The sequence below is a fragment of the Kitasatospora sp. NPDC056273 genome (assembly GCF_042268845.1).
GTDB lineage: Bacteria > Actinomycetota > Actinomycetes > Streptomycetales > Streptomycetaceae > Kitasatospora.
Window position 1 is genome coordinate 74,716 of the sequence record NZ_JBHJSJ010000039.1, and the last position, 9,757, is coordinate 84,472.

Sequence of the window (9,757 nt, forward strand, 5' to 3'; positions counted from 1 at the left end):
ATGTCACCCCGACGAAACCCAGTGGTCACTGCGAGTCAACCATTGGAACCACGATTCCCGACCCAGTTCACCTTCCGTTTACCAAGCAGACCTACGGTCGCGACGTCACCAACGTCCGTGCGACAACTACGACGATTGTTTGGGTATGGAACACATCTCGTTCCTGGTAGCCGTTGTGATCATCACGGCGCTCGCCTTCGACTTCACCAACGGGTTCCACGACACCGCCAACGCGGCCGCCACCGCGATCGCGACCGGGGCCCTTCGTCCGAAGGTCGCGGTCACCATCGCGGCCCTGCTCAACTTCGCGGGCGCGTTCCTGTCCGTGAAGGTCGCCACCACCATCTCCGGCGGCATCGTCAACGAGAAGGCCGGCGTCCATCCCGAGATCATCTTCGCCGCCCTGGCCGGCGCGATCCTCTGGAACCTGCTGACCTGGCTGCGCGGCCTGCCGTCCAGCTCCTCGCACGCCCTGTACGGCGGCCTGATCGGCGCCACGATCGTCGGCGTCGGCACGAGCGGCGTCAACTTCGACACCGTGGTCACCAAGATCCTCATCCCGGCCGTCGCGTCCCCCTTCGTCGCCGGACTGGCCTCCTGGGGCGCCACCAAGCTGGCCTACGCGATCACCCGCAAGGGCAACACCGCGACCACCGAGAAGGGCTTCAAGACCGGCCAGGTCTTCTCCTCCTCGCTGATCTCGCTCGCGCACGGCACCAACGACGCCCAGAAGACGATGGGCATCATCACCCTGACCCTGGTCTCGGTCGGCGCCCTGCCGCACGGCGCGCTGCCCCCCACCTGGGTGATCGTCTCCGCCGGCGCGGCGATCGCGCTCGGCACCTACATGGGCGGCTGGCGGATCATCCGCTCGATGGGCAAGGGCCTGGCGGACATCCGCCCGCCGCAGGGCTTCGCCTCCGAGTCGGCCGCCGCGACCGTCATCCTGACCTCCTCGCACATGGGCTTCGGCCTCTCCACCACCCAGGTCTGCTCCGGCGGCATCATGGGCGCCGGCCTCGGCGGCCCGAAGGGCGAGCTGCGCTGGAGCCTGGTCCGCCGCATGGTCTACACCTGGGGCCTGACCCTGCCGGCCGCCGCGGTGGTCTCCGGCGGCGCCGCCCTGCTGGCCGAGCAGGGCAGCTGGGGCGTCGCCCTGGTCGGTGCCGTGCTGGTGGCTGGCGCGGCCGCGATGTGGGTGATCTCCCGCCGCCAGCCGGTCGGCGCGGACAACGTCAACGACGTCGACGTCACCCCGGTCGAGGTCGCACCGGCCGGTACCGCGAACACCCCCACCCCCGCCTCGACCACCGTCGCGGCCTGAGCGCCACCGGCTGAGGAGCACTCACCATGCACATCAAGTGGAACGCCCTGGCCCAGACCGCCGGTCTCAGCTTCGGCATCACCGTCGCCGTGGTCGCCGTCTTCGCGCTCGGCATCCTGGCGCTGTCCCGCCGCGAGGCCGCGGTGAGCGCCGCCGGTACGGGCGAGGGCACCGCCGGGGCCGCGGGCGGCGGCCGGCTGGCCCTGGCCGGCGCGTACGTCTGCTTCGCCCTGTGCGGCGGGGTCGTCCTCTACGGGCTGTCGCTGATCGCCGGCCACTAGCCACCGCACGCGCCGCGCACAACGGAACGGGCCGGGGAGTGTCTCCACACTCCCCGGCCCGTTCGCGCATCCCTGCGCGCGGTCGGTCCCGCCGGCCGGTCAGCCCTCCTGGGTGGTCCTCAGCACGGTCTCCCGGATGAAGAGGACGGTGACGAAGGCCAGCGCCGCGAACGGGGCGGCCCACAGGAAGACGGTGCCGACGCCGTGACCGAAGGCGTCCGTCACCAGCGGCACGATCGGGGCCGGCAGCTTGGCCAGGTCCGGGATGCCGCCGCCGGTCGCCGCGGGCGAGGCCGGGACGTGCGCCGCGGCCAGGTTCTCGGCCAGGTAGTGGCCGACCTTGTTGGTCATCAGCGCGCCGAGCGCGGAGACGCCCATCGCGCCGCCCATGGTGCGGAAGAAGGTGACCACCGAGCTGGCCGCGCCGAGCTCGTGCCGGGGCACCGTGTTCTGCACCGCGAGCACCAGGTTCTGGCTGGTCAGGCCGAGGCCGACGCCGGTGATCGCCATGTAGAGGGAGAGCAGCGCGTAGTTCGTGTCGGCCCGGGCGGTGCCCAGCAGGCCGAAGCCGATGGCGAGCAGCGCGGTGCCGGAGACCAGGTAGGCCTTCCACTTGCCGTACTTGGTGATCAGCCGGCCGGCCACCGCGGAGGAGACCGCCAGGCCGAGGATCATCGGCAGGGTCATCAGGCCGGCCATGGTCGGGGACTTGGCGCGGGCCAGCTGGAAGTACTGGCTGAGGAAGGTGGTCGCGCCGTACATCCCGACGCCGACCAGCACGCTGGCGATGGCGGCCAGGGTGACGGTGCGGTACTTGAAGAGGCTCGGCGGGATGATCGGCTCGGCGGCGCGGCGCTCGATCACGACGGCCAGGACGCCCAGCACCAGGCCGCCGCCGACCATGGCCGCGGTCTGCCAGGACAGCCAGGCGTAGTTCTTGCCGGCCAGGGTGATCCAGATCATCAGCAGGCTGACCGAGGCGGTGATGACCAGCGCGCCCAGGTAGTCGATCTTCGCCTTGCGCTTGACCAGCGGCAGCTTGAGGGTGCGCTGCACCACCAGGATCGCGACCAGCGCGAACGGGATGCCGACGTAGAAGCACCAGCGCCAGCCCAGCCAGGAGGTGTCCACGATGACGCCGCCGATCAGCGGCCCGCCGATGGTGGCGAGCGCGAAGACCGCGCCGAAGTAGCCGCTGTACCGGCCGCGCTCGCGCGGCGGGACCATCGCGGCAAGGCAGATCTGGCCGAGCGCCACGACACCGCCGGCGCCGACGCCCTGGAGCGCGCGGCAGGCGATCAGCTCGCCGGTGTTCTGCGAGAGGCCGGCCAGCGCCGAGGTGCCGATGTAGATCAGCAGGGCGATCTGGAGCAGCAGCTTCTTGCTGACGAGGTCGGAGAGCTTGCCCCAGATCGGGGTGGAGGCGGTGAGGGTGAGCAGGGCCGCGGTGATCACCCAGGTGTACGCGGACTGGCCGCCGTGCAGGTCGGCCAGGATGTGCGGCAGGGCGTTGGAGACGACGGTCGAGGAGAGCACGGCCACGAACAGGCCGAGCAGCAGGCCGGAGAGCGCCTCCATCACCTGCCGGTGCGTCATCTGGGGACTGTCGGCCGCGGCGGCGGTTCCGCTCGCGGCCTCGGTGGTCACGGTCATCTGGGTCCTTCGGCGGGCGGGCGGGATGCGCGGATCATGAAATTTCGTTGCCGTAAGCAACCATAAAACGAGATGGTTGAATAAGGCAACTTTCTTCAAGGGCAAGTAAAACCCGCAGCTACGGACCCTGTCGCACCGCCGGGGACCGCCCGGTCAGTCGGCCGCCGACTCCCCCAGCACGTCGTTGAAGCGGTGCAGCAGCTCCGCGAAACGGGTCACGTCCTCCGGCGACCAGCCGCCCATCACCTCGCGCACCCGCCGCATCCGGACGCCCTGCGCGGCCAGGTAGCGCCGCCGCCCGTCCTCGGTGAGCGAGACCAGCGCGGCCCGGCGGTCCAGCGGGTCCGTCTCCCGGGCCACCAGGCCCAGCTCCTCCAGCGTCCGGACCTGCCGGCTCACCGTCGCCTTGCCGACCGAGAAGTGCGCGCCGACGTCGGTCACCCGCACCGGCCCGGCCTGCTCGATGTAGCCGAGCAGGCTGTACGCCATCCCCTCCAGCCCGGGGTGCACCCGCCGTGAGAGTTCCGCCACTCTGGCCCGGCCCCGTCGGAACATCAGCGCGACCTCGCGCTCCACCGCCACCAGGGATTCCTCGTCACTCACCGCGCCAGTATCGCGCAGCGACACCGGCGGCGGCCCGGCGCGGCCGGTGCGACAAGCCAACTACTTCATGGTATGAAGTATCGGTTCTGGAAGTACCGTTTTTCCCCATTACACGAGGAGATGTGGATGGCAGCCCCGGGGCAGGGTTTCATCGCCGAACTGAAGAGCGCGGTCACCCCGCGCGCGGCACTGCTCGTGATCGGCGTGCTGCTGCTCCAGCTCGGCTTCATCACCTCCTACATCGGGGCACTGCACAAGCCCGCCCCGCAGAACCTCTCCATCGCGGTGGTCGCCCCGCCGCAGGTCGCCCCCAAGCTGGTCGGCGCGCTGGAGTCGGTGCCGAACGACGCCGTCCGCGCCAGCACCGCGCCGGACGCCGAGACGGCGACCCAGCTGATCAAGGACCAGAAGCTCTACGCCGCACTGGTCGTGGACCCGACCTCCACCCAGGACACCCTGCTGGTCGGCAGCGCCCGCGGCACCTCCGCCGCCAAGGCCGCCGAGTCCATCACCACCGCGATCGACCAGACCCAGGGCCGTACGGTCAAGGTCCACGACGTGGTGCCGCTCGCCAAGGGCGACACCAACGGCCTCTCCGCCTTCTACCTGGTGATCGGCTGGTGCGTCGGCGGCTACCTGGTCGCCTCGATCCTGGGCATCAGCGCGGGCTCCAAGCCGGCCAACACCCACCGCCTGCTGATCCGCCTCGGCGTCCTCGCGGTGTACTCGGTCGGCGCCGGCGTCCTCGGCACGGTGATCGCCGGGCCGGTGCTGGACGCCCTGCCGGGCTCGGTCCTCGGACTGAGCGCCATCGGCGCCCTGGTGGTGTTCACGGTCGGCGCGTTCACCATGGCGCTGCAGTGCCTGTTCGACATCCTCGGGATCGGCGTCGCGGTGCTGATCTTCGTGGTGCTCGGCAACCCGAGCGCGGGCGGGGTCTACCCGGCGCCGATGACGCCGCCGTTCTGGCGGGCGATCGGCTCCTGGATCCCCAACGGCGCCGGTACCACCGCCACCAAGTCGGTCGCCTACTTCGGCTCCACCAACCTGGGGCTGCCGATCCTGGTCATGGTGGTCTGGGCGCTGATCGGCATCGGCGTCGCCCTGCTGGCCGTGCTGCGCGGCCCGCGCTCCGGCGGCCGCGAACTGGCCGCCACCGAGAGCTGAGCCCCGCACTCCTCCCGCTCGTCACCGAGCCCCGGCCGCCACGGCCGGGGGCTCGGGCGCGTTCGCCGCCGGGGCCCGCCGCTACCCGACCGGGCCCGGGTCGGCCACGACGGCCCGGACGACCCGCACCGCCGCGCCCAGCAGCGGGCCCCGGCGGCCCAGCCGGGAGACCGTCAGCCGCTCCTCCGACCAGGGCCGCACCGTCACCCGGGCGGCCAGCTCGGCCCGCATCGCGGGCAGCAGCCAGGGCGCCAGCCGGGCGTAGCCGCCGCCCAGCACCACCTCGGCCGGGTCCAGCAGGTTGACCGCGCCGGCGGCCGCGGTGCCGAGCGCGGTACCGGCCCCGGCCAGCGCCGCGAGGGCGGCCGCGTCCCCGGCCCCGGCGCGGTCGGCGAGCAGGGCCACCCAGTCGCCGCGGGCCCCGGTCAGGCCGGCCGCCCGCAGCACCGCCGCCTCGCCCGCGTACTGCTCCAGGCAGCCGTGCGCCCCGCAGGCGCAGCGGGGCCCGTCGGGGTGGACCGGCACGTGGCCGAACTCGCCGGCGAAGCCGCCCGCCCCGCGCAGCAGCCGGCCGCCGACCACGATCGCCGCGCCGACCCCGGCCTCGGCGGAGACGTACAGGAAGTCCTCCGGGCCCTCGCCCAGCCAGCGCTCGGCCAGTCCGCCGAGGTTGGCCTCGTTGTCCGCCTCGATCGGCAGGTCGGCCAGTCCGCCCCCGGCCGTCCGCAGCGCGGGGCGCAGGGCGGCGGCCAGCGGGACGTCCTGCCAGCCCAGGTTGGCGGCCCGCTGGAGCATCCCGCCGGAGCCGCCGACCAGCCCGGGCACGGCCAGGGTGAGGGCGGCCGGGCGCAGCCCCGACTCGGCGACGGCCTCGTGCAGCAGGTGGGCGAGGTCGGCCATCACGGCGGCGGGCTCGCGGCCGTGGTTGGAGACCTCCCGGCGCCGCCAGGCGCGGACCTCCCCGCGCAGGTCGACCACGCAGGCGCCCAGGTGCCGCACGCCGATCTCGGCGCCGAGGCCGCCGGGCCCGGCCGGGTTGAGGCCGAGGGCGGTGCCGGGGCGGCCGACCTTGCCGCTGGGCGCGGCGGGGCCCTCCTCGACCACCAGGCCGGCGGCGATCAGCTGTTCGGCCAGCGAGGAGACGGCGGCCCTGGTCAGCCCCGTCCCGGCGGCCACCTCGGCGCGCGAGCGCGGCCCGCTCGCGATCGTCCCGAGCACCAGGGCCAGGTTGGCCCGGCGCATCCCCTGCTGGCTGGCGGGCCCGGTCCGGGCGGGGTCGGACTCGTGCACAAGGCTCACCTCGCCCCTTTTACGTCCTTACGGCACATCCCGTGGCATCTCGGGTGCAGCGTAGCCGGGTTCCGGGGGCACCGTCGTCGGCACCGGGACGGGCTCGGCCGGGGCCGTCCCGGCGGGCGGGAAGACCCACCGCCGGATCGCCCAGTAGCGGAACAGCATCGCCACGAAGGTGCCGACGACCATCCCGCTGAGGAAGTCCGCGACCTCCTGCCGGAGCGGGTCGACGTACGGCTCGCGCAGGTCCAGGAGGTACCGGGAGACCGCCAGCGGGACGTCGTTGACGGCGATCGCCACCGCGCTGACCAGGACGAACACCAGCACCTCGCGCCGCCGGCCGTCGGCCCGCAGGGCCCGGAAGGCCCAGCGGCGGTTCAGCACGTACGAGACGACGGTGCCGATCACCGTCGCGACGGTCAGCGCGACCACCGGCTTGTGCTCCAGCACGGTGAACTTGAGCTCGAAGTCGATCACCGTGGTGAGCGCGAAGCAGCCGCTCCCGACCAGCAGGAACTTCACCAGCCGGCGGTGCCGCACCAGGAACGGGCGCAGCCGCTCGGGCACCCGGGCCAGGGCCCGCTGCGTGGGGGACGGCATCTCCGCAGTCTCGCACGCGGGGGTGCCGTCGGCCCCGCAGACCGCCGCGGCCCCGCGGGGCGCCGACGGGCCGCCCGGACCGCCGCTCGGGCGGCCCGGGCGGCGGCCGGAGCGGCGGCCGGGGCGAGCCGGTCAGGCGGCGACCAGCACCGCGGCCCCGGCCGGCTCCAGCGCCAGCTCCAGCACCTCCCGGACGTCCGCCACCGGGTGGACGGTGAGCCGCTCCAGCACCTCGGCCGGGACGTCGTCCAGGTCGGCCTCGTTGCGCCTGGGGATGATCACCGTGGTGACCCCGGCCCGGTCGGCGGCGAGCAGCTTCTGCTTCACCCCGCCGATCGGCAGCACCCGCCCGGTCAGCGACACCTCGCCGGTCATCGCCACGTCGGTGCGCACCTTGCGCCCGGAGAGCAGCGAGGCCAGCGCCGTGGTCATGGTGATGCCGGCGCTCGGCCCGTCCTTGGGGATGGCCCCGGCCGGGATGTGCAGGTGCACGCCGCGGTCGCGCAGCGAGGTGACCGGCAGCTCCAGCTCGGCGCCGCGCGAGCGCAGGTAGGAGAGCGCGATGTGCGCGGACTCCTTCATCACGTCGCCCAGCTGCCCGGTGAGGGTCAGCCCGGTGCCGCCGGTCTCGGCGTCGGCCAGCGAGGCCTCGATGTAGAGGACGTCGCCGCCGGCGCCGGTCACCGCGAGGCCGGTGGCCACGCCGGGGACGGCGGTACGGCGCTCGGCCGGCTCCTGGGCGGACTCCGGCACGTGGTGCGGCCGGCCGATCAGGGCCCGCAGGTCCTCGGCGCCGACCGTGGCGGGCAGCTCGCGCTCGCCCAGCTCGGCCTGCGCGGCGATCTTGCGCAGCACCCGGGCGATCGAGCGCTCCAGGGTGCGGACGCCCGCCTCCCGGGTGTACTCCCCGGCGAGCCTGCGCAGCGCCGGCTCGTCCACGGTGACCTGCCCGCCGCCCAGACCGGCCTTCTCCAGCTGGCGCGGGAGCAGGTGGTCGCGGGCGATGACGACCTTCTCGTCCTCGGTGTAGCCGTCCAGCCGGACCAGCTCCATCCGGTCGAGCAGCGGCCCGGGGATGGACTCCAGCACGTTGGCGGTGGCGAGGAAGACGACGTCGGAGAGGTCGAGCTCGACCTCCAGGTAGTGGTCCCGGAAGGTGTGGTTCTGCGCCGGGTCCAGCACCTCCAGCAGGGCGGCGGCCGGGTCGCCCCGGTAGTCGGAGCCGACCTTGTCGATCTCGTCGAGCAGGACGACCGGGTTCATCGAGCCGGCCTCCTTGATCGCCCGCACCAGCCGGCCGGGCAGCGCGCCGACGTAGGTGCGCCGGTGGCCGCGGATCTCCGCCTCGTCCCGGACGCCGCCGAGCGCGACCCGGACGAACTTCCGGCCCATGGCGCGGGCCACCGATTCTCCGAGCGAGGTCTTTCCCGTTCCGGGCGGCCCGACCAGGGCCAGCACCGCTCCCCCGCGGCGGCCGCCGATCAGCCCGAGGCCCTGGTCGGCCCGGCGCTTGCGGACGGCCAGGTACTCGACGATCCGCTCCTTCACGTCGGCCAGGCCGGCGTGGTCGGCGTCCAGCACCGCGCGGGCGCCGGCGATGTCGTACGCGTCCTCGGTGCGCTCGTTCCAGGGCAGCTCCAGGACGGTGTCCAGCCAGGTGCGGATCCAGGAGCCCTCGGGCGACTGCTCGGAGGAGCGCTCCAGCTTGTCGACCTCCTTGAGCGCGGCCTCGCGGACCTTCTCCGGCAGGTCGGCGGCCTCGACCCGGGCGCGGTAGTCGCCCTCCTCGTCGGCCGGGTCGCCGTTCAGCTCGGCCAGCTCCTTGCGGACGGCCTCCAGCTGGCGGCGGAGCAGGAACTCCTTCTGCTGCTTGGCCACGCCCTCCTCGACGTCCTTGCGGATGGTGTCGTTGACCTCCTCCTCGGCGAGGTGGTCGCGCAGCAGGGCGAGCGCGTACTCCAGGCGGGCGACCTGGTCGGCCTCCAGCAGCACCTTGAGCTTCTGCTCGGCGGTGGCGAAGGGCGCGTAGCCGATGTTGTCGGCGAGCTCGCCGACGCCCTCGATCTGCGCCACCCGGTCGACGATCTGCCAGGCGCCGCGCCTGCGCAGCCACTGGGTGGACAGCGCCTTGTACTCCTTGACCAGCTCGGCGGCCCGGCCGGCCACCGGGGTGCCCACCGAGGACTCCGTGAACGGCGTGGTCTCCACCCAGAGGGCGGCGCCGGGGCCGGTGGTGCCGACCCCGATCCGGACCCGGCGCACGGCGCGCACCAGCGCGGCCGGCTCCCCGTCGGCCAGCCGGCCGACCTGCTCCACGGTGGCCAGCGTGCCGGCCGCCGCGTACGAGCCGTCCACCCGCGGGACCAGCAGGACCTGCGGCTTGCCGGCGCCGGTGGCGGCGGCCCGGGCGGCCTCGACGGCGGCGCGCACCTCGGTGTCCTTCAGGTCCAGCGGGACGACCATGCCCGGCAGGACGACCTCGTCGTCGAGCGGCAGCACGGGCAGGGTGAGCGGTGTGGACGTCGATGCCATGATCTCTCCCCAGTCAGTGAACTTGAGTCGACCTGACTAAGGCTTCACGAGCGCCGGATGTTCCCGGCCCCCTGTTCGCCGTGAGCGAACAGGAATCGGCGGGGAAAGCGCGGCACCCGACTTCGTCAAAAGAGCACCGGACACGCCTCGAAAAGTCCCGACGGGGAGCCCCGCGAGTCCGGGGAGGTCCGACCGGGCGACGGCGTAGACGCGCCTAACGCACAGGCGTCAGCGCGCCGCACGCACCCGCGCGGGCGCGCCGCCCGCGGCCGTCGCGGCGGCCGGGCGCGGCCGGGGCGGGCGC

General features: G+C 73.6%; 8 protein-coding genes. 3 read left to right on the forward strand and 5 right to left on the reverse strand.

What is annotated here, in order from left to right; all coding sequences use genetic code 11:
* The first annotated feature begins 145 nt into the window (after positions 1 to 145).
* Both ACFCY1_RS28740 and ACFCY1_RS28745 read left to right on the forward strand, forming a co-directional pair.
* A complete protein-coding gene (locus ACFCY1_RS28740; RefSeq protein WP_049658086.1) occupies positions 146 to 1,324 on the forward strand; it encodes an inorganic phosphate transporter in 1,179 nt (392 codons plus the stop codon).
* Between the two features lie 26 nt (positions 1,325 to 1,350).
* On the forward strand, positions 1,351 to 1,605 hold the full coding sequence (locus ACFCY1_RS28745) for a hypothetical protein (RefSeq protein ID WP_049658085.1): 255 nt from the start codon (positions 1,351 to 1,353) through the stop codon (positions 1,603 to 1,605).
* A gap of 99 nt (positions 1,606 to 1,704) precedes the next feature.
* Here ACFCY1_RS28745 and ACFCY1_RS28750 read toward each other — a convergent pair whose 3' ends face one another.
* Positions 1,705 to 3,258 (reverse strand): MDR family MFS transporter, encoded by a 1,554-nt coding sequence (locus tag ACFCY1_RS28750; RefSeq protein ID WP_049658083.1) that lies wholly within the window; start codon positions 3,256 to 3,258, stop codon positions 1,705 to 1,707.
* Positions 3,259 to 3,411: 153 nt separating this feature from the next.
* Complete coding sequence (locus ACFCY1_RS28755) at positions 3,412 to 3,861, reverse strand: MarR family winged helix-turn-helix transcriptional regulator (RefSeq protein WP_234348623.1); 450 nt, start codon at positions 3,859 to 3,861, stop codon at positions 3,412 to 3,414.
* A gap of 126 nt (positions 3,862 to 3,987) precedes the next feature.
* Here ACFCY1_RS28755 and ACFCY1_RS28760 point away from each other — a divergent pair, with 126 nt between their 5' ends.
* The gene (locus ACFCY1_RS28760) at positions 3,988 to 5,028 is read left to right on the forward strand and encodes a DUF3533 domain-containing protein (protein ID WP_375876493.1); all 1,041 of its coding nucleotides are present in this window, start codon (positions 3,988 to 3,990) and stop codon (positions 5,026 to 5,028) included.
* Between the two features lie 81 nt (positions 5,029 to 5,109).
* Here the strand turns inward: ACFCY1_RS28760 and ACFCY1_RS28765 are convergent, their stop codons facing one another.
* The 3 genes from ACFCY1_RS28765 to lon all read right to left on the reverse strand — a co-directional run bounded on the left by ACFCY1_RS28765 (position 5,110) and on the right by lon (position 9,453).
* Positions 5,110 to 6,270 (reverse strand): ROK family protein, encoded by a 1,161-nt coding sequence (locus tag ACFCY1_RS28765; RefSeq protein WP_375876502.1) that lies wholly within the window; start codon positions 6,268 to 6,270, stop codon positions 5,110 to 5,112.
* Between the two features lie 75 nt (positions 6,271 to 6,345).
* On the reverse strand, positions 6,346 to 6,921 hold the full coding sequence (locus ACFCY1_RS28770) for a GtrA family protein (RefSeq protein ID WP_375876495.1): 576 nt from the start codon (positions 6,919 to 6,921) through the stop codon (positions 6,346 to 6,348).
* Between the two features lie 132 nt (positions 6,922 to 7,053).
* Entirely contained in the window at positions 7,054 to 9,453 is a 2,400-nt protein-coding gene (gene lon / locus ACFCY1_RS28775) for an endopeptidase La (RefSeq protein WP_375876496.1), read from the reverse strand.
* Between the last annotated feature and the right edge of the window lie 304 nt (positions 9,454 to 9,757).

Bases quoted from the DNA above. Each gene is read 5' to 3' on its own strand.
- ACFCY1_RS28740 (WP_049658086.1), top strand. From the start codon at position 146: ATGGAACACATCTCGTTCCTGGTAGCCGTTGTGATCATCACGGCGCTC.
- ACFCY1_RS28745 (WP_049658085.1), top strand. From the start codon at position 1,351: ATGCACATCAAGTGGAACGCCCTGGCCCAGACCGCCGGTCTCAGCTTC.
- ACFCY1_RS28750 (WP_049658083.1), bottom strand. From the start codon at position 3,258: ATGACCGTGACCACCGAGGCCGCGAGCGGAACCGCCGCCGCGGCCGAC.
- ACFCY1_RS28760 (WP_375876493.1), top strand. From the start codon at position 3,988: ATGGCAGCCCCGGGGCAGGGTTTCATCGCCGAACTGAAGAGCGCGGTC.
- ACFCY1_RS28765 (WP_375876502.1), bottom strand. From the start codon at position 6,270: ATGCGCCGGGCCAACCTGGCCCTGGTGCTCGGGACGATCGCGAGCGGG.
- ACFCY1_RS28770 (WP_375876495.1), bottom strand. From the start codon at position 6,921: ATGCCGTCCCCCACGCAGCGGGCCCTGGCCCGGGTGCCCGAGCGGCTG.
- lon (WP_375876496.1), bottom strand. From the start codon at position 9,453: ATGGCATCGACGTCCACACCGCTCACCCTGCCCGTGCTGCCGCTCGAC.